Origin of the sequence: Caldiplasma sukawensis (genome assembly GCF_052315375.1) — an archaeon.
Lineage (GTDB): Archaea > Thermoplasmatota > Thermoplasmata > Thermoplasmatales > Thermoplasmataceae > Cuniculiplasma.
Map to the genome: position 1 here is coordinate 17,916 of NZ_JBLSDG010000014.1, position 18,716 is coordinate 36,631.

At 37.5% G+C, this 18,716-nt stretch carries 19 protein-coding genes, 1 tRNA gene and 1 pseudogene; 4 read left to right on the top strand and 17 right to left on the bottom strand.

Translation table 11 applies throughout. The features are described from left to right. Positions 1–150: 150 nt before the first annotated feature. The gene (locus tag ACNF4Z_RS06780; protein ID WP_458328483.1) at positions 151–825 is read right to left on the bottom strand and encodes a coiled-coil domain-containing protein; all 675 of its coding nucleotides are present in this window, start codon (positions 823–825) and stop codon (positions 151–153) included. A 713-nt stretch (positions 826–1,538) separates the two neighbouring features. Here ACNF4Z_RS06780 and ACNF4Z_RS06785 point away from each other — a divergent pair. Further along, entirely contained in the window at positions 1,539–1,679 is a 141-nt protein-coding gene (locus ACNF4Z_RS06785) for a hypothetical protein (RefSeq protein ID WP_458328484.1), read from the top strand. On the opposite strand, the gene ACNF4Z_RS06790 is transcribed toward ACNF4Z_RS06785, so the two are convergent. From ACNF4Z_RS06790 to ACNF4Z_RS06815, 6 genes are all read right to left on the bottom strand, one after another. Next, positions 1,680–2,639, bottom strand: coding sequence for a hypothetical protein (locus ACNF4Z_RS06790; RefSeq protein WP_458328485.1), 960 nt, complete (start codon positions 2,637–2,639; stop codon positions 1,680–1,682). Positions 2,640–3,194: 555 nt separating this feature from the next. After that, the gene (locus tag ACNF4Z_RS06795) at positions 3,195–5,609 is read right to left on the bottom strand and encodes a DEAD/DEAH box helicase (RefSeq protein ID WP_458328486.1); all 2,415 of its coding nucleotides are present in this window, start codon (positions 5,607–5,609) and stop codon (positions 3,195–3,197) included. A gap of 116 nt (positions 5,610–5,725) precedes the next feature. Further along, entirely contained in the window at positions 5,726–7,633 is a 1,908-nt protein-coding gene (locus ACNF4Z_RS06800) for a DNA methyltransferase (protein ID WP_458328487.1), read from the bottom strand. 21 nt (positions 7,634–7,654) lie between these two features. Next, complete coding sequence (locus ACNF4Z_RS06805) at positions 7,655–8,113, bottom strand: hypothetical protein (protein WP_458328488.1); 459 nt, start codon at positions 8,111–8,113, stop codon at positions 7,655–7,657. A 36-nt stretch (positions 8,114–8,149) separates the two neighbouring features. Next, positions 8,150–8,638, bottom strand: coding sequence for a hypothetical protein (locus ACNF4Z_RS06810; protein WP_458328489.1), 489 nt, complete (start codon positions 8,636–8,638; stop codon positions 8,150–8,152). Between the two features lie 14 nt (positions 8,639–8,652). Further along, positions 8,653–9,183 (bottom strand): hypothetical protein, encoded by a 531-nt coding sequence (locus ACNF4Z_RS06815; protein WP_458328490.1) that lies wholly within the window; start codon positions 9,181–9,183, stop codon positions 8,653–8,655. Positions 9,184–9,371: 188 nt separating this feature from the next. Between ACNF4Z_RS06815 and ACNF4Z_RS06820 the strand changes: the two genes are divergently transcribed. Beyond that, positions 9,372–10,265: a hypothetical protein gene (locus ACNF4Z_RS06820; RefSeq protein ID WP_458328491.1), complete on the top strand. Its 894-nt coding sequence runs from the start codon at positions 9,372–9,374 to the stop codon at positions 10,263–10,265. Between the two features lie 259 nt (positions 10,266–10,524). Here the strand turns inward: ACNF4Z_RS06820 and ACNF4Z_RS06825 are convergent, their stop codons facing one another. The 7 genes from ACNF4Z_RS06825 to ACNF4Z_RS06855 form a co-directional block, all read right to left on the bottom strand. Further along, positions 10,525–11,064, bottom strand: coding sequence for a hypothetical protein (locus tag ACNF4Z_RS06825; protein WP_458328492.1), 540 nt, complete (start codon positions 11,062–11,064; stop codon positions 10,525–10,527). A 684-nt stretch (positions 11,065–11,748) separates the two neighbouring features. After that, positions 11,749–12,021, bottom strand: coding sequence for a hypothetical protein (locus ACNF4Z_RS06830; protein WP_458328493.1), 273 nt, complete (start codon positions 12,019–12,021; stop codon positions 11,749–11,751). A 69-nt stretch (positions 12,022–12,090) separates the two neighbouring features. Further along, positions 12,091–13,347 carry a hypothetical protein gene (locus ACNF4Z_RS06835; RefSeq protein ID WP_458328494.1) on the bottom strand — a complete coding sequence of 419 codons (1,257 nt, stop codon included), beginning with the start codon at positions 13,345–13,347 and terminating at the stop codon, positions 12,091–12,093. Positions 13,348–13,416: 69 nt separating this feature from the next. After that, positions 13,417–14,166 (bottom strand): MT-A70 family methyltransferase, encoded by a 750-nt coding sequence (locus ACNF4Z_RS06840; protein ID WP_458328495.1) that lies wholly within the window; start codon positions 14,164–14,166, stop codon positions 13,417–13,419. Next, the gene (locus tag ACNF4Z_RS06845) at positions 14,163–14,474 is read right to left on the bottom strand and encodes a hypothetical protein (RefSeq protein ID WP_458328496.1); all 312 of its coding nucleotides are present in this window, start codon (positions 14,472–14,474) and stop codon (positions 14,163–14,165) included. The genes ACNF4Z_RS06840 and ACNF4Z_RS06845 overlap by 4 nt, the downstream gene beginning before the upstream one ends. Beyond that, positions 14,471–14,620 carry a hypothetical protein gene (locus ACNF4Z_RS06850; protein ID WP_458328497.1) on the bottom strand — a complete coding sequence of 50 codons (150 nt, stop codon included), beginning with the start codon at positions 14,618–14,620 and terminating at the stop codon, positions 14,471–14,473. The genes ACNF4Z_RS06845 and ACNF4Z_RS06850 overlap by 4 nt, the downstream gene beginning before the upstream one ends. Beyond that, positions 14,617–14,793, bottom strand: a complete 177-nt coding sequence (locus tag ACNF4Z_RS06855; RefSeq protein WP_458328498.1) for a hypothetical protein — start codon at positions 14,791–14,793, stop codon at positions 14,617–14,619. Before ACNF4Z_RS06855 ends, ACNF4Z_RS06850 begins: the two co-directional genes overlap by 4 nt. 133 nt (positions 14,794–14,926) lie before the next feature. On the opposite strand from ACNF4Z_RS06855, the gene ACNF4Z_RS06860 reads away from it, so the two are divergent. Next, on the top strand, positions 14,927–15,358 hold the full coding sequence (locus tag ACNF4Z_RS06860) for a hypothetical protein (protein WP_458328499.1): 432 nt from the start codon (positions 14,927–14,929) through the stop codon (positions 15,356–15,358). Here ACNF4Z_RS06860 and ACNF4Z_RS06865 read toward each other — a convergent pair. The 3 genes from ACNF4Z_RS06865 to ACNF4Z_RS06875 form a co-directional block, all read right to left on the bottom strand. Further along, positions 15,339–16,670, bottom strand: coding sequence for a site-specific integrase (locus ACNF4Z_RS06865; protein ID WP_458328500.1), 1,332 nt, complete (start codon positions 16,668–16,670; stop codon positions 15,339–15,341). The two genes, ACNF4Z_RS06860 and ACNF4Z_RS06865, sit on opposite strands and share 20 nt — an antisense overlap. A gap of 51 nt (positions 16,671–16,721) precedes the next feature. Next, positions 16,722–16,793: transfer RNA gene (locus ACNF4Z_RS06870), tRNA-Cys, on the bottom strand. 102 nt (positions 16,794–16,895) lie between these two features. Continuing rightward, entirely contained in the window at positions 16,896–17,486 is a 591-nt protein-coding gene (locus ACNF4Z_RS06875; protein WP_458328501.1) for a hypothetical protein, read from the bottom strand. 544 nt (positions 17,487–18,030) lie between these two features. Between ACNF4Z_RS06875 and ACNF4Z_RS06880 the strand changes: the two are divergent. Beyond that, a pseudogene (locus ACNF4Z_RS06880) lies at positions 18,031–18,716 on the top strand (IS256 family transposase); the annotation flags it as partial.

Here is an 18,716-nt window from a genome sequence, read left to right on the forward strand (position 1 = left end):
GTGAGAGTCTAAAGTCGGAGATATTTCGACAGCCTTCTATTCACCCTTCTTTCAGGGTATTATGTCGAGACGAAGGGCAGTCAATCTATAACGCGGCCTCGCAGGCCAAGAGACAAGACGACTGCCTCTCCGACTCTCACGCTGACACCGTCATGTCAACGTGGCCAAAAGAACTTTTTTCATGACATCTATTATCAGCTTTAACCTGTACAGGAGGTCATTTATTTTCTCAAGTCCAGGATCCGATCTGATGTTTGCAGACTCTTTGCTCATGTCTTCCAGTTCTTTCTTCTTTGTCCTGAGCTCTGATTCCAGCTCATCATATTCCTTTTCATTTTCCCGTATCTCCTGTTTCAATCGATCAAGATCGATGCTGTATTTTTTAATCTCACTTCTTATCTGTTCCAGATTTTCTTTCATCTCTGAAATCTGATACAGTTCCATGAGGTTGTCAGCAACATCTTTCAGATAGAGAGGATTTTCAGGATCACACAGTTCTTTTATGAAATCCTGGTTCTCCTTATACTTCTTATAAATGAATCTGCATGCCTGTGGGTTGTCTCTCAGGTAATCATATATTTCTTCATTCGTTGCCTTTGTGGTCATCAGGAAAGAAGGGTTCGATTTATCTTTGTTATAATTGCTCGCATTCTTATCTATCTCTATGTTTGAAGAATTTCTGAATGATTCTATGGCGAATTCTACAAACTCACTCTGGGTTATTTCTCTTTCTTCTGCATTACTTTTGATAAAATCTTTTGTAGATTTCAACAATTTAAAAGTTACAGGTTCCCTAATATCTTGAATCCTATTGGAAACTGACATAGACATAATTATTAAAGATAAGTAATTAAATCTTTTCAAAATAATACGAAATAATACGGATATTTTCTACTTCCCCAATCGATCAGATCACAAAATAATACGCAATAATACGAAAATAATACGAAAATAATATGAAAAATAATACGGAAAAATACAGGGATTTTCGGGATTTCCAGAAGATTGGATTTGAAAATAATACGGTTTTTGAAAATTCGAATTTTGAAAATTTTTGCCTTATATCCTACGTAATGAGGGTGGGATTATATGATGTTCAGACTTTGAATTGCCAAACTCTGAATATGAGGAATACCCGTGATGTGTTCTTTTTATCTGTATAATTTCCATATCCATATAATATTCATTATTGGCAGTTTTCATTTTTCAGAGTTTAATACTAAAACTCTGAAATGTTAAGGAACTAAATTACGATGATTGCTATATTTCCTGGTTTTTGGAACGTTTAATGCTTACAGATACAAGCGATTAATCAACTTTTTCAAATAAAATTGGATAGATATTTTGAGATCTTTATGGAGCGCAGTCTAAAACTGTTCAAATAAAGCTGGAATGGAAAGGTCGGGATTTGATTAAAGTTTTAAGTGAATGCAATGCAATCTTTGGTGAACAAGATGGAAATTTAAACTTCTCAAAATGCTATAGACATTTGGTAGATGAAATGAAAAAATTTATCTCCATTTAGTTAATGTAGATTTATGGTTGTAAAAAAAGAGAAAAATTTAAATGGTGACATGCTTGATGCTACGCTTCGAACTATAATCTCAAATCAAAATAAGATTATGCCAGGATTCACATCTGAGCCGGTTATTAGATTCGAAATAGTTAGAAACTGGTAATTAACGTTTATTTGCCGTTTGAAGAACTGCGTTAAGTTGTAAACTTCTATTTTCATTTTCAAAGATTATAGTTCCAACAGTATTTAAGCCCTGAACCTCCATTATTAAGGATCTCATAGCCCTTCTGTGATATTCTATGATGAGTCTCGCTAAATTATCGTTTGGCTCTAGTGAAAGTGTATCTATGCCCATTTTACTGAGATCGTCAATAGAAACGCTTTGAGAATGTGAAAAAGGAGTTGACAGAAGTTCTTGTTTCAGCTTATTCACATCAATTTTTGTTCTTGGTTTGATATATTTGTCGATAACTTTCTCTGTCTGGGCTAGTGCATCTAACGAATTTTGATAAAGAAGATAGTTTTGTGACGCCAGGATAGCTGCTATTAATCCAGGTTTAAACTGTTGAGGGACATTCTTAATTTTATGATCGACAAAATCTTGTATTGTGGTTTCGATAGTTTCCTTTACACTTCTAGCTGCTATAGATTGATTTCCTTGAGGACCAGATATCAACAACTGAGGGTCTACTGGACCAAAACTTGCGGTCTTAATTGCAATAATTTTGTTAGATAAAAGAGATAATAATGTTCCAGCAGATTTGCAAATGTTTACCGCTACAACATAAAATTCATCGAAATATGTTTTTATTCGCTTTAATGCCTCTTCAGGAAAATCTGACTCACCACCGTAGGTTTCTAGAATCAAAACAATTTTTTTTCGGTCTTCGCTTTTAGCTGTCTTGACTATATCTTCAAAATGCATAATGTGGGAAAGGCTCATCATAGTAACTGGCCCTAAGGCAGGATTTGAAGTATTGGCAATATATGAAGCTACAGAGATATTTTGTCCTAATCTTTCACTTATTTGGCTCTGTATTTCTTTCAATAACTCTCTACGTTTTTCATGAAACAAATTTTCTTGCATAACAAGCTGAAAATCATCTTTACTTTGCAATGACATAAAACTTGATTTTTTATTGCTTTAAAAATCTTCCTTTTACTTGTTCATACTGGATTTATTTCCAATATAGATGAATTATAATAATATGAAAATTCCGCACTATGCGAAACGGCATTGTGCGGTCAAACACCCCCTTAGGCCATTTCCCTAAATAGCATTCCGCAGGAGAGAATAATGTGCCCGGAGCGAGCCAAAAGTCCTGCGAAGAAGGACCAATTGGTGTAAGCGTTAGCGGTTGGTAGTGTGGAACACCAAGCGAAGCGATGGTGTGTAGCACCACACATACACCACGAGCGGCGAGCACAGGACACCACCCCGGATGAGCGAAGCGAAGAAGGGGCTCTTTCGGAGAAAGAGTGCGAGCCGTAAATCAAAAGAGGGGTGGATTGCGTAAGCAAGACGGGGTGAATTTTGATTGGAGGCGAAACATGGGGTCCTGTGCTCGGCGTGCAGGCGAACGGAGGGCACATAGTAAATAGCGAAGGCTCAAAGAGGGGTGGCTGAGCGGAGCGAAGTCGGGGTGAAATTGAGCATGAGCATACAAAGGGAGTAATTTTATATCTGTTGAACACTTTCGTAGGATCTAACAATATCTTCTAATTTCTTCAACCTTTTTACTCCTTGGTTGTTTCTAAATATATGCTCAGGAACTTTAAGATAGGTCCATTTAGTACCTGTTAGCTGTGTTGCGTCTTCACACCATTCCTTAGCTCTTTTATCTTTGTTTTTCACTTCCACAGATTCTTCTCCTTTTGTTTCGATGATATAATTTTCAGAATCTGATATTACAAGAAAATCTGGTATATAGTATGAAAGGCCTTTCTTTTCATTCACATATTCAAGATAGAAATTTAAGTTGTTGTCATTCTTTATATATTTCTTTACGTCTCTTGCATCATCTAAAAATTTACAGAAGTCATATTCAAACTCATTAGCTACTGGAACTAGATTAAGGATGCATTTCTTAGGACTGTAAGTCTTCTTTCTAGTAAGTGATGGCCTAATGTCCCTTACCTCCTTGGTAGTAGATTCCAGTTTAACCTCTGTAGAGAGTATCGTTAACTTATTTATCACCTTCACAAAAAGCTCTGTTAAGAAATCTACTACCTTCGGTTCACTCAGTGCTTGCAAAAATCTATAGTCATCCTTAATTTCCTGTGTAATATTTGTGGTAAATAATTTCTTACTAATGTATTCATCTAATTTCCCAACTAGTTCACTGTTTCTAGAAGGAATCTTACAAGCTCTAAGTATTATATTTGTCAAGTACGATATTACCGATTGATAATTTTCTGGGATTGGTTGCTCCCATCTATCGCGCCATCTTTCCTTCTCAGTTAGGGCATCTCTTCCTACCGCTCTTTTTATATTCGTGTAAACCTTCAAATCGAGGTCAAACCTTCCCTGAGGCAACGTAGATATATCAATTTCGTTGAAAGATCTATTCTCTCTCTTATACTTAGGCGACAAAAGTGGGATTGCGAAATTATACTCAATTTTTCTTAACGTATCTGGAAAAATATTTATGACAGTGGGTAAATCTCTTTCTTTGTATCTTTTTATATCAACTCCTTGTTTTTTCATCTCATTCTCGATAAAATCCTCGAATGCCTGTGTTCCAAATATATCTAGGGTCTCTTCATATCCAGATTCTGGCCCAAACATAAGTCTGAGACCTCTTCCAACAGCCTGTTCAGGTAATATTTCCGCCTTAGAAGTGAATGGCCTTAGACCAACAATCACACAGACGTTTTTCACATCCCAGCCCTCTCTTAACATTAAGACGCTCACAATAGCCCTATATTTGTTTGTCTTGTCAATATCTCTTGTATCTTGCTTCAGTTTTTGCCATTCTTTATCACTTATTTCCCCCTTGAGATTGGTGTGTATAATCAAAGTTCTTCCTTTGAATTCTGGCTTTGTTTGAAGATAATTGTATATGTCTTCTGCCTCTGATGTTTTAGTAGCCATGAAAAAAATAACAGGCTGTTTACCTACTTTTTGCATTGCCTCGTTATATTTGGACCAACGTCTGCAACCACCTTCAATATAATCTCTGTAAATAACATCTGCCTTATCCGACGGTGTTTCGTGAGGATTTTCTAATTCTCCGATTATGGGTGATTTTACAATGCCACATCTTATGGCATCTGCCAATGGAAAATCTGAAATCACCCACTCAAAAACACTACCCGTATCCTGTCTTTTAGGAGTGGCAGTAAAATCTAGTTGAAATGACAACGCATTTCCTCTCTCTTTAAGTATACTATTACACTTAAGGATAAACTGATTCCAGACGAGATCCTTATCCCAAACGTGGTGCGCTTCATCATTTATTATCCCAAGAGTGTCTATTGACTTAAGTTCGGAAATGATCTGATCATAATATCGAATCGTATCCGACGGTTTTTTACCTATTATTTCCTGAATTGGATTGACTGGTGGATCTTCTCTTTCATAGACTTTCTGTATGTTAGTCAAATAAACTCGACCTTTGGAACTTCTAGCTGGAACGTAGTCTTCAGTAACACAGTCCAGATCCCAGAGATATTGGAATTCATCCGGTATTAGAACACCGGTGTCAAAGATCTTTCCGGACGAAAAATCTTCGGCAAGTCTCTCATATACTGCAATATTTGGTGCAAGTATCAGGAAATTCTTTGGAAATTGTTTGTTTCCCTCAATGATATTATTGAAATATGACCAGACAATGGCTAGGGCCATTACATAGGTCTTTCCAGAACCGGTAGCCATCTTAAAACAGTATTTAGGGAACAGATATTCATTAGGATTGTATGCAATCTTTTTGGTTTTATCGTAGTTAAGTATCAGATCGCTCATCTTAGTAAATCCCTTAACTTCGTAAACGTAGATAAGAGTCTCAATAGCCTCTCTTTGGGCAAAATAAAACCTGAAGTTTTCCCCGTTTATCTTGTGCTCTTCTTCGAACCAAAATTGCAATAGACGCATTGTTGTATTAGATACGCCATCATAGCCAGATTCCCTCCACGCTCTTACCTCCTGACGCAGAGCTTCCACTAGTGGTGCTGTAGACTCAACTCTCACTTCTGGCTCATCGAATGGGTTCACTTTATTCTCACCTCCCTTACAGTTGTAGTATCATTCCCAAAAACGTCTATTACCTTGACCACTATTTTATAGATTCCCGGTTCATCGTAAGTATGTTCAATGGATTGTGTCTGTAGGTCCTTTTTTTTCTTCGTTCTAAATTCTTGCCATTCATTATGGAATGTATCACCTCTATAATTCCAATCTACACTCCAGTAATCGATGAAATCGCTCCATTTCAGCATCTTATCTCTAAGTTCTTCGGGAATTGATTCTGGATTTGGGATGATGAAGTTCTCCAATTTGACCCTGACCTTCCTCTCCTTAACAGACAAGCTGACATCAAGAAAAGCATGTTCAAAGAAATCTATATCTCCAGCATCAACAGCTCTCTTATCCATTACTTCGTTGGGAATTATTCTCAATGAGATGCCGAAATTGTAGGCCTCTTTTAACTCTTTTAATGTTTTATCATTGAATTCCATTTCGAAGTCCCATCCCAAGACATCTAAAGAATCAAAACCATTCACCTTTGCTTCCTTTAAACATTCCTCTACTTCAGTCTTTGTAACTGGGTAATCGATTGGCCCAACATGAACAGCTCTGCCTGAGATTATTCCGTGAATATTTTTGTAATCATACAATGGCTTCGCTTTGTAAAGTTGAAGGATAAAATCAATGTAATTTCTATAGGCTGAACCTAGGTTCTGGTTCATCCAGTATTTTCTTTCATACTTTCCAAGGTTAAGGACCTCAAATGGTCTACAATTAGGTATGTCTAACAATCTCTTTCTAATGGTATGAATGGAAAATCTTCCTATGTCTGCTACAATCCATCTCCTTCCAAGTTTCTCAGCAACAGCTGCTATTGTTCCAGAACCAGCGAAGAAATCAGCGACTATATCTTCGTGATTCGAGGCAGACAAAATTACTCTTTCAAGCAACTGCTCAGCATTTTCAGTAGGATATCCGGTGCTAAAAGAATAACCAGGAATATCAGTCCAGTTTGAATCTACAATTTCTTCCTTAGAAGTAAGATATTCAGGTCTACCATTGTTAATTCTTATTCTTCCCTCTTTTTCGTATTGTTCAAGCCGTTCCTGAGTGAATGTCCAGTGTCTCCCTTCTGGAGGGAGCATTTCCTTACCTAATATGATTCTCGCCCTTGTTAATTGCTTTCCATTTTCAAATTTGATATTCTCTTTACTTATTTTTCCTACAAATTTTCCAGATATCTCTGACCACCTTATTCCTGGAGAGTGCATTTGTATCCACTTTTGCTCATTACGCTCTTTCTTATATCCATTAAACGTGAATGAGTCTGCTTTAGAATAGAAAAATAATGAATCGGTCGCAGTCGCAAACCTATTTATTCCTTCAAAAATTTTCTTTGTTCTGTTTACAATTATTTCATTTTTAAAATTCTCATATCCAAATATTTCATCCAGTATAGCTTTAATATAGTGTGAATAATGATAGTCAAACCTCACCCATATAGAACCATCATCTGAAAGTAAATCCTTCATCAATACGAAACGATCATACATATATTGAAAGAAGGAACTCGGCCCCTCTTTCCACATGTTTCTATACGCTATTTCTTCTATGGCTGAAGGTTCCTTCACTGCACCTTCATCTCCAACTTCTAGAGTTATGTTCATATTTGTGCCTGTAAAAAATGGGGGATCAGCGTATATCAATTTAATTTTACCTCTGAATTCTGGTAACAAGGAAGCCATTACATATTTGTTGTCTCCCCAGATTAACTTGTTTTTCCATTCACTACTTTCAGAATTATTCCTAAATTGAGCCAGTGTTCCGATGTTGGACCTCGGAAGATTTATAGATTCGATCTTCTGAAATGGTAATTCAATTCTCTCCACCTCTTCACGTTTATTCTTCCAATAAATTCCGAAGTCTCTCATGCCGTTATTCCACCTCTTATTTTATAGCCTCTTTCTTAGTTCCGCAGATACTATTGATTCATCTGATAATAATATTTGTGATTCCATAGTATAATATCTGCCAATCTTTTTCTTTATCAATGAGATTAATCCAAGGTTCTGTAAATAGTTTACGCTCTGAAAGAATGTTGATTTGCTCATTCCTTTGAGAAGTATATTATCGTTATTGGATACTTCAGCGTAAGCCTTGTTGGTATCCTGATTCTTTATCAGCGATGCGAGTATCAACAGATCCCTATCTCCGAGGTTTCTAAGGGTTTCGCCTTCAACTTCTATGTAAGCCTGTCTTAGAGCATTTCTTACATCTTCATCGCCCCATTTATTGTTCCTGCCAAGTATTTCCAGTGCCTTAATGCCGATCCTTGCGTCGCTTCTGTAATCCCTTACTAACATAGCAGAAGACAATAAACCTATGGCTTCATTGTATAATGATTGACCCATAAATTATCCGTCAATTTGAGATAAATTAAGTGTTTTTCACTGTATTTCTTCTATTCTTTTGCTCAATCCTTCAATGTAGCTGTTTATATCCTTTGATTCGACAATATGAGAATCGAAGGTGTAAAACTTCTTAGCTTCCTGATCCCCACAAAAGAGAGCTAGAACAAACCTATCCGCAGTCTGCACGAGTGAATCTTTTATTTTCATGAGTTCATCGAAATGTAACCGCCAATCTTTCCCAGCATGGTCGAGATCAAACGTAACTAACTTATTTTGATTTATCAAATCCTTGATCATAACCATATTTTTATTGACAGAATCCCATGTAATAGAATTGGAGTAAGAATAATTAAGCACACGGTTGAATACTTCTCCAAGTGCGTATTTACTCATCTTATACACATCGTTATACCAGTTTTTTCTCTCTATTTTTTTCCTAACTACTCCATGTAAATCTTTATTGTCAGGAATCAGATAACTTAGAAGAAAATTGGCGTCAAGATGATAAATTACAGTATTTGACATTGCTATTTCATTAACTAAAGCAAATTCATTTCCCTGATCTCTTCATATACAGAATCAACATAATCTTCGGGCTTATTCAAATTACTCAGAACAGAGCTTTTAAATTCCTTGGTCCTTTTCACAGCATCTTCTATTTTGTAAGAATGAGAGAACATAACTATCGTTGACGCTATTTCCAACCAAAGATTATCTTTCTCGGAAAGATTCTTTGCTAATCCTTTACCCTCTTCTGACATCAGTTCATCTGATTCAGAATAAGCGTAGTCATTTATACTATAATATTCCTTAGCAAGCTCCTTTGAATAAGGCCCCCTAAGGTAGAGTGAGAACGGATAATTGAAATCCTTAGTTTTATGTTCAATAAGGAAAACGACTTTTTGAAGTCTGAGCCTTTTGTCGAAGTTTCTGTTAAAAATTATTGAATCATCTTCGTCTCTGACAATGGAATCGGAAACCTCTTCTGGTTTAATTCCTAAAATCCCCATAAGCTCCAGTAATTTCCTTGTCAGTTTTACCCCCTCCCCCAGATTGTTAAAGCAATCCATACTTATGTATATCTATTCAATATTTAATCGTATCAGACGTCTTTAATGCAACGTTTCTTAATGATATTCCAGAGAAATTCATTCGATCGATACCCATCACTTAATCCATCAACAATTCCATCAGACTTTCCATCATATTTACATTGGTGGTTCTACTCTCATCAATATTCAGACAATTGGAACAAGATATGCTCCGCCGGTTCCATCAGAACTCCATCATCGCAGACAAGAGTGGGAATCCATCCGTTCCACGCAATATTTATTTTCTAAAAGCAGATCATTCATCAATGGATAAAACCTTAAAGCAGAAATTCAGACAACCCTTTGGCTTTTACATGGAGAATTTGATAGGAAAACATTTCAGTTCAAATGGGATTTTCACGATATATCATGCCCATTCTCACGCTTTTGAATGGGGCATGGACCTATGTGATGAAGATATGAAGCAGTTAGATTCCTTGATAAGTATCCTGGGGATAGACAAAGAAAGACTGAAAAATTGGGTGATGGAGATTAAAAAAAGCAAGAACGATTTATCTGATCAGGGCTATCGGGCTTCAATAAAGAAGTCTTTTTCCCCTAAGGATAGCAAGGATACATTCCAGAAAAGGATAAATCTGCTTGCAGTTTCAGAACTAGTTTCTTCTAATGGCATTGAGCTCATCAGAATTCAAGATCATCGGCTTATCGTAAGTGAGGTCAAGAGCCAATTCGGGCCAAAAGTGGACTATAGGATAGAATTTGAAAGTGGACAGCTTCAGAAGCTGCTGACTCTGGCAAATAATGGAATAGAAGTATCACTGATCTATTCCATCGCCTTGCCCATACCAAGATTTGTTGAGATACCCATAGTAGAATTATATGAGAAATTCTTAGACTTTGAGCATTTCGACGGCAGGGACTTTACCACATACGAATGGTCATACCTGAGACTGAGGATCCCCAGGAAATTCAGAGAAGAAGGGAGATTCATAGAAATAGATAAGTCTCTCTACAACTTCCACAACGAGGTGTCTTTATTTAGATCGATACTTGATTCGTTTCCTGACAAATTCAAGCGTCTAGAGGAATTTCTAAATTAGCGCGGTATCCAGACACAATATGGCTGAACTCTGTGAGTATTCGAATGATCAGACTTCCATTACCAGACCATCGACAGAGTGTTATGATTGAGATCACAGGAAAAAATGAATAAAGAACCTATATGGCGTGTTGCATAATTCAATATGCATGCGCTATCTTCATCATTTCATCGTAATACTGTATGTCAGATGTAATCTCAAGTACAGAGTAGTTATTTCAGGATTTATTATTTACAGGTTTACAATGACATTATTAAGACTACACATTTTCATTTATAAATAAGCATTCTGAACTATAAAAACTCAACTTCTCCTCATCCTTTTCTGTAAATAAATCCCTCAGCCTATTGGCGAATCTAAGTTGTCGAAGAATTAAATCTACAAATCTTTCCCACCTCTCATCCTTTGAAGTTATATCCTCCTTTGAAATTCCTCCAAAGAAATCTAAAAATTCATTATTTTTGAATAATTTTCCTGTTACTGGTTTTCTATTAGACCAAATAAGTCCATATCTAAGCCAGGGGTATACAACCTTATGCCTGTGTGCCTTCGTAGAATATACCAAAATATCATGAGTTGTTGGGGTGTCTTCATCATAAGTCTTTATTTCAATGGCAAGCAATGGAATCTCATTTCTGTCTAGAATAAGAACATCGATTTGGAAAGAATTGTCACCTCTCTTATCCTCATCAGGTTCAAACGAAAGTTTGTATCTTAAATTTTTGTGCAGGTAAACATTATAATTATCTTCATTTGACTTTTTAAATTCATTTTCTAAGGAATTTTTGAATTCTTCCATAAACTCCGTTTTTTCCTTTTTTTCCCCTTTATTTGTATTCTCAGTCATAGTAAGGTTATCTTGCATTTAGGTATAAATTTTACATTCAAGATTGAAAAGTTATTCTTAGGGAGGCCTAATTTTTTAGAAATTTTTTGTATTTTATTCCTCAACAATTTTAAAACGATTGATGGCTATCCATTTTTGGGGTAATTTACGTATTATGGTTTCATTCAAATCTGAATACGTCTTCATGCGCCATGTTCCAGATTAGAAGGTTTGATTGTCCTCTGCTTTGTATTAAAGACCGTTAACCATGAAACGATCGAAACAAAATAGATCTGGAACAGACTTCTAAGTGCCAGAAAACCTTTAATTTCCCTATTTCTGTGATATGGCAGCACGTTGTTCCATATCTTGCGCTATTTTTTTTAAATTTTAAAAAAAATTTTTTTTTCAGACTCATCTTAAATAGCGCTAGATCTGGAACAGACACATGGAAGCGTCAGAAAATAGGGAAAATAAGGCTCCAGAAGAGGATCAAGGTTTGTTCCAGATCCCATGGCTTGCATTGAACCGCCCGTTAGAAAATTCGAAAAATTCGAAAATTAGAGAAATAAGAAAATTTGTCAGTGTAGAATAGTGTAATAGTTTCATATAAATAAAATACTAATTTTTTTAATTTTACTAATTTTTCTAATTTTACTAATTTTGATCCTTCCACTTATAGAATGTTGTACTAGAGTACACGGACTTTTTCTCATCTTTCTTATATACGGCCTCCTGCGTAATCAGGTACCCTTGACCTACAAGAGTCTCAATCGCATCCCTGTATGACTTTGCGATCATGTTGGCGTATCTCTGTAGCACTGGATCCTGGATCCATAAGCCCTTGGGTGATAATTCTGCAGTATATTGGACATCACCCTTACTGTCAATTTTTTTAACCAGCTCATACCTGTTTTTCTCGTTTTTCAATATAGTTTCGATGTGCTTCTTGAATTTATGTATTATCCTCTGTGAACTTTTTATTTCTTCGTCCTTCGTTTACTTCTCCAGCCAGTAGTTGAATTGATCCAGCATGTTAACATTGTATTCCTCCAGATCCTTCTTTGCTTCTTCCAGATCTTCACCGTCCATGACCAGAAGTTCTCCATCGAAATTCCCTCTTGATGCCGCATGTATTATTGCAAGTTTCCACACAAGCACAGGATACTTTACTTTTGAAAGTATTGGGAAGTTTTCAATTTCCTGGGATGCCGAAATGTCCATCTGGACTTTTGCAATCTTCTGCAGTATGTCCATTCTGTATTGGTTGTAGGCCTCCAGGTATCCGTCTGTGTATTCCACGTATTTTATCTTCTGAAGTTCCTTCAGTTTGTCTGCAATTGCATCCATGTGTTCTGTGGATGTCCCTTCCCTGTTGATACTCTGTATTATGTTGTTCCTGGATTTTACGAACAGGAACCGTGTTCCTGCGCCATCGAACCAGAAGTTTTTATTGCTTTTTTCCAGCATCTCGGGGACGCCAGATATCCATATGGTTGTGTAAAGCAGAGGATATCTTTCATCTCCCCTTGCCACTGTGGTATATCTCTGTATTCTGTTATCCAGGAGTTGATTGAAGAATGAATAGATATCAGCCAATGCATCCTGTTTCAGCATGGAGAGAATGTCCTGAGCTTCATCCCATGTGAACAGGACAGGATACCGGTTCTCATCATGGGGTCTGAACAGTTTTGCAATGGACTTCCTTATCCCCTTCGCTGTCCCTGTTTCGAATCTCTGATAGTCCTTGAATACTGTGGGAATAAATGCATCCACTCCGGCAACATTTATGGGAGTTTTGCCCACACCCGATGGATCAGACCACCAGAAGCCCAAATTGGGCCTGATTGAACCCTTGCTGTTCGCTGAATGGCAGTTATGGAGTGCAGAGGATATCAGGTACAGTGCCATGGACTTCTTGGGGTTAACGTCTGCATCTGTGCTCTTGAGATATTCCATGATATCCCGTATCAAATTCCATCCCTGTTTAGGTCTGAAGTCTGGATGGGCTGTTTTGTACTGGGATATTCTCCTGCTGATTTCGATGGAGGCTTCGCTTCCTTCATCCATCATGTCAAGGGGGTCAATCGATGGATAATTCTTTTCATACTCACATTCTCGGCAGAAGAAACTGATTGCTATTTTTTCCTCACTGCCGATTATTTCACCCATATCGTTGTAGATAGGAATTTCCACAGGAAATTCTTCTTTTACCATGGGTATTTTGTGTTTTTTACAGATTTCCTCATCTTCCATAATCATCCCCCCTCCACCTTAGAAATCTCTGATGTTCTATCTCTTCTGAGCATGAATTGTTCAGTCATCTCAGATCACCTCGACTTCAAAATTTTGCATGCACTTTTTTGGAATTTTTGCATGCATTCCATGATCGGGTTTCGGTTCAGCTTGATCTCCTACTCCTGTCCATCCTGGATAAACCCATCGTGCGAACAGTTCGATCTTCTTTGCTTCTGGGAACATCGCATTGATTATTTCGTAGGATTTTTCAGGTTTCCGTGAGTGATCCGTCCTCTTCTCACGGATGACTGATCGGAACTTCATGGATTGCTTTACCTTTCCTTTTCTGCCGATAAGTAGGATTTCATGTTGTTGCCTAACAACGTGGCCTAGGCCCATTAACTCTTTGTCCCATACCATCTGAGTGACATACCTAAAACCCCAATCTCTGATAACTCTCATACCTTCTTCCAATTTCGGAGATGTTACCCACAATAACAGATAGGCATCTTTTGATATTATATTATTAACAGGCAAATCACAGATTTCCTGAGTGGTCATCTGATGGTAGTGGTTCGATATCCTGTCAGATTCCCGGGTTGCTTCAGTGTTATAAGTCCATGGCGGATCCGCTAAAATCAGATCGAATTTTTCGTTTGTTTCATTGAGATAATCCCTGATGTCCATCCTAAATACCTTCGGTGGATCCGATTTCATAGGCTTCACTATTGATTCGCATCCTGAACAATAATATCCTGAAGGGATGTATTGCCTGTTCTGTCCTCTGATATAAAATGTCAGAGATTTCTTACCACACTTCGGACAGATGGGTTTCATTGGGTCACCTCAATCCAAATTATAGCAGATTTCATGAAAATCCTGTCTTTCTGGCTATCCCTGATCATCTCCTTTCCTGAGATGATTATTTTTTCCTGAATCGCCACAGACATGAGAATATCATACATCCCTAATTGCTTAAGATTGCCTTCAAAAATCTCATTATTTGTGAGGCAGATACGTATTCTCTTGCCGATCAGCTCCTTAACAAAACTGTCCTGGCTGTATCTGAGTGGTTTTTCGGAATGCTTAAATAGTTCTGTGTTCTTATTTACCTGAAGCTTTCCAGTGTCTCCTTCTTTATTCATTTTTTAACCTCCTTTGCCAAATTCCATAACAAACCTAATTTTGAAATGAACTCCTGCTCACTTATCTGCATCGGCTCCGCCTCAATGATCCTCCTGAGTTCAGGGTCGTTCCTGGCAATTTCTCTGAGTGGGGTCAGGTCGATCATTTCCTCACTACCTCCATTCTTAAATGATCCTGATCCTCTATGCTGACCAACACATACTCGCAGTTTTCAGCCTTCATGAGTTCCAAAAAAAGTTTCGGTACTGCCACTGATATGGCAGAGTTCTCTCTGCTTCTGCTCAATTTTCTTTTAAATTTTAGGGCCTTCAGATCCATTTCCATTCTAATCCCAACTATTAATTCATAAGATGGTAAATATAACACCGAAAGGAAAAAGTATGATTTTATTCGATTGAATGAATATTAAATACAGATTAAATGCTTAAATAGTTTTATTAGATCATTATCTGTGAGGAATTATAATAAAGTCAGGGATTTCATTCTTTATTACACTCAATGCTTCGATACATGCGTAATACCCGAATACGAACTTGTAAATGCGGTAAATAAAAAATTCCATCTTAAATACCAGCTGAACAGGTTTCAGGATCGCTACATAGACAAAATGCCAGAGTTCAGGAAATTTAAAGGCAGTGACGGCTATTGGGTCTATGAGAGAACAGACATGCAACCTGACCCCGATTTTACATCATGGAGATTGAAGGAGTATGAGGAAGCCTACGATGACTACCTTCATAACAAATGGTATCATGACAATGAAGAATTCATTAATATGGTCAAAATAGCACAGGAAAATGAATGTAAGGATGACGAAATATTACTACTGTGGAGAAAAATTGAGGAAATAATAACTGAAAAAACTAAGGCAGTTCAACAATAGCCTTGTCATTCCCCAGTGCCATTTTTACAACAAACCCGTTATTTATATATTCTTCTACAAGATCAATAGGCACTACTTTTTGCTTATGGGTCTTAGTCATCTCCTCCCTGTCCTTTTTGATCTGATCCTGTATGTTCACCCTGCTGATTGCACCGAACAGTTTCTCACGGGCTAATTTTGTAATCTCCTCTGCGGTCATGGTCAGCATGTTTTTTTCTTTAATTTCTTCCTCTGTGAACCCTGCCATCAGTAGTAGTTGTTTTCTGAATTTCTTCTCCAGATCATCCTCTGAGACTTCTTTCTTTTCGGTTTCCAAGAATGGGAGGCATTTTGCATAAGCATCCCTGATCTCATCGACCTTAACTTCTGATCTCCTCTTTGTGTATGCCTCCTCAATATCGCCCTTATGCCCCATTATGAATTGCCTCTGAGGATGCGAGATAAGACCCTTAGCCTCTGCACTATCCAGATTCGTTCCAAAATAGGCCCTGAAGATATAAGGTCGCCATTCAAATTCAGCCTTGCTAATTGCCTTCTTTATCCTCCTTCCGATTAGATTTGTCCTCAGGAACTCAGATGGATTTTCCCGATATGATTTCTCATTCTCAGGGAGTATGACAGGGGACTGGGGGGTCAGATTCTCCCCGTTATTTTTTCTGCTTCTTAGATAGTCAAGCAAATAATCACATCCCTCCTTTCCCAGGAATGTGAAATATGGAAGTCTTGTCTTCGATAACTCCGCCCTCACATCAATTCTTGCTGGAACCCTGATATCAAAATCTCCATTCCATGTGAGGTCTGGGATATCACCAAGTCTCAGTCCATCTGTCCCATCTTCGTTTCCCAGAACCTCAGGCCTCAGTCCAGAGAAAGCCATTAACGATATAGCAACCCTTTCCCTCTTTGTGGCTTTGAGAAGGATTGATCTCAACTGATATTTTTCAGGTATTGTCTCCTTTTCAGCATTGAGATTCCTGTTTTCATTCTTTATGTTCAGATTGAGTCTCACGACGATATTATGAAATTTAAGGAATGATATCATAGGCTTTATTGATGTGGAGATGGAAGCTCCATGAATTCCTTCCCGCTCCATCTTCCTTATCTGATCAGAGACCTGCCCTTTAAATTCCTCAAAATCGCTTTTCACAAATTCAATGAGGCTATCTGGATCCTTATTCAGATATTCAAGCCATAAGCCAAGATTTCTTAAATAAACCCCTGCAGTTACAGTGGATTTTGCCTCCAGATTTTCATACCATCTTCTGACTTTCACATTCTCTAAAAGCTTCCTGTGCCTTGTCTTCGGATGCATGAGATATATATAGAAAGGAAGTATTTGAATATTTTTGAAATCAAAACCCAGAGGATAGGTAGGGATTTGAACCCTAGTAAATGGGATCTGCAGTCCCACGCATGACCTCTCTGCCACCTATCCGCCGATGGAGATTTTTTCTTGTTATTTATTCTTTAGTCATTCGTCGGGATTGGTATATCCATTATTTTAATCTCCCTCTTTGCCTTTGTTTCAGTCTTTATTTCACTGGCCAGTAGATGGTAAGCCATAAGTCTGAAGGTACACAATCACGCATGGTATAAGATATTTGATCAAGTCCATCCGATTAATCTTCAAAAGATATCCGTCAAAAGTGGTAACTCCAGTTTTATTTAAAGCAACTGTTGCAATCACTTCATCGTTAGAAAAAAAATTCGCGCCACTGTTAAATGATTTCAAATGACCGAAGGATGAGGCATGAACCGTTAAATTATTGTCAGAAATTACTGACGCCATCTGGTGACTGTCAAACTTGACTGTTGCATATTCCTTGCCATTCTCATCATTCACATAAAAATGAACCTTAGGTAAAAAACCATAGGTACTGGTAATACCCATGGAAAGTATGACACTTCCATCAGGCGTAAAGAGTGCTATGTTCTTTTCAAGGTGTTTTGTCCTAGGATCTGTGCTTCTTACCGTGGCAACAGGTACTTTGTCTGTGTTCTCGAAAATTATTTCGTCGTTGATCCTGTTGTAGCGACCCATCGGACCGAACCCAATTACCGGGCCGTGAACATATATACGATATTCATCGTTGACAAATACTGACTCCAAGGTTTGATTACCAGTCATATGTTTGTATGAATGCCAAATATATTTATATTTTGATATACGCTTTTTATGAATTATTTTAGATCATCAAAAGGCTCTGGAACTGTATATAAAAATCTGCTCTCACTAAATGATGACTGAACCCACCTCGAAAATTATCATAGCGGAGCTTGGCAGGGAATTTTAACGTGCAAACGCTAACGATTTGCTAGAGTTCATAAAGAAAGCGCCAAGAACACGGAGCGCATCTGATAGGAGAAGATTTGCATTTCATCAGGCCATAGAGTCTGCTGAGGAAATTACGAAACGTCCAGTTCTATTCCTTCCTTTTGACCAGAAGCTGTAAAGTGTGTAGAATATCATGCTATTTCTTCTGTATATCGATAGTATCCCGAACGTTGTGTAAGAACAAATGAAATAAAGCCATCAACAATGGAAAAATTTCATGAAACATAAAAGAATGCCTCTTAAGAACAACCAAAGGAGGCAATGAATAATGGAGGAGTTTGATGAAAAGATATAGCAAATTGTCAGGAAGACGATGAAATAATTCAAAGAATCCATAATGAATGTAAAGATTCATGCATCCCTTGAAGAGAATGAAGGCTCGAGGAATAGATATTATGGAAGGGGTTCTGGGGCAATATTCGGAAAGATCAATGATCTGAAGATTCCAAGGGATCGAGATAATGAATTCCGGACAGATCTATTTGAGAAATACCAGAGGAATGCTGGTATTGATGATCTTTTCTTATCCATGTACTCAAAGAAAGCATCCACAAGGAAGATGTTAGAAATACTTTAAGAACATTTTTATAACAGGTACAGCAAGTCAACAATATAAAGGATCACAGACATAACCATCTCATAAATCAACACATGGAAATTAGGGCCACCTGGTAAGAGATACATTGCAGTCTTCATGGATGCAATGTCCTTCTCCCTGAGAAGGGATACTGTTGAAAAGGAATGTGTCATATTTGCAATGGGTATAAGGGAATCTGGTAATTATGAGATACTTGGATTCTACATGAATCCTGTGGAGAATCATGTTGCATACAGGAATGTTCTCATTGATCTAAATGAAAGAGGTGTTGAGGAACCATTACTGTTCATAGCAGACGGATTACCTGGAATAGAGGAAGAGGTAAGGCAGATATATCCAAGAGCTGATTTCCAGCTATGCACAGTGCATGCATCAGGAAACTTTGAAACACATGTGAGAGTGCAGGATAGAAATGAGATAGATAA

Coding starts and splice junctions, on each gene's coding strand:
- ACNF4Z_RS06785 (WP_458328484.1), top strand. CDS start 1,539: ATGGTTGTAAAAAAAGAGAAAAATTTAAATGGTGACATGCTTGATGCT.
- ACNF4Z_RS06835 (WP_458328494.1), bottom strand. CDS start 13,347: ATGGAAGATGAGGAAATCTGTAAAAAACACAAAATACCCATGGTAAAA.
- ACNF4Z_RS06850 (WP_458328497.1), bottom strand. CDS start 14,620: ATGATCGACCTGACCCCACTCAGAGAAATTGCCAGGAACGACCCTGAA.
- ACNF4Z_RS06825 (WP_458328492.1), bottom strand. CDS start 11,064: ATGGAAGAATTCAAAAATTCCTTAGAAAATGAATTTAAAAAGTCAAAT.
- ACNF4Z_RS06845 (WP_458328496.1), bottom strand. CDS start 14,474: ATGAATAAAGAAGGAGACACTGGAAAGCTTCAGGTAAATAAGAACACA.
- ACNF4Z_RS06820 (WP_458328491.1), top strand. CDS start 9,372: ATGCTCCGCCGGTTCCATCAGAACTCCATCATCGCAGACAAGAGTGGG.
- ACNF4Z_RS06800 (WP_458328487.1), bottom strand. CDS start 7,633: ATGAGAGACTTCGGAATTTATTGGAAGAATAAACGTGAAGAGGTGGAG.
- ACNF4Z_RS06780 (WP_458328483.1), bottom strand. CDS start 825: ATGTCAGTTTCCAATAGGATTCAAGATATTAGGGAACCTGTAACTTTT.
- ACNF4Z_RS06795 (WP_458328486.1), bottom strand. CDS start 5,609: ATGCGTCTATTGCAATTTTGGTTCGAAGAAGAGCACAAGATAAACGGG.
- ACNF4Z_RS06815 (WP_458328490.1), bottom strand. CDS start 9,183: ATGGATTGCTTTAACAATCTGGGGGAGGGGGTAAAACTGACAAGGAAA.
- ACNF4Z_RS06855 (WP_458328498.1), bottom strand. CDS start 14,793: ATGGATCTGAAGGCCCTAAAATTTAAAAGAAAATTGAGCAGAAGCAGA.
- ACNF4Z_RS06865 (WP_458328500.1), bottom strand. CDS start 16,670: ATGCATCCGAAGACAAGGCACAGGAAGCTTTTAGAGAATGTGAAAGTC.
- ACNF4Z_RS06810 (WP_458328489.1), bottom strand. CDS start 8,638: ATGTCAAATACTGTAATTTATCATCTTGACGCCAATTTTCTTCTAAGT.
- ACNF4Z_RS06805 (WP_458328488.1), bottom strand. CDS start 8,113: ATGGGTCAATCATTATACAATGAAGCCATAGGTTTATTGTCTTCTGCT.
- ACNF4Z_RS06790 (WP_458328485.1), bottom strand. CDS start 2,639: ATGTCATTGCAAAGTAAAGATGATTTTCAGCTTGTTATGCAAGAAAAT.
- ACNF4Z_RS06875 (WP_458328501.1), bottom strand. CDS start 17,486: ATGACTGGTAATCAAACCTTGGAGTCAGTATTTGTCAACGATGAATAT.
- ACNF4Z_RS06840 (WP_458328495.1), bottom strand. CDS start 14,166: ATGAAACCCATCTGTCCGAAGTGTGGTAAGAAATCTCTGACATTTTAT.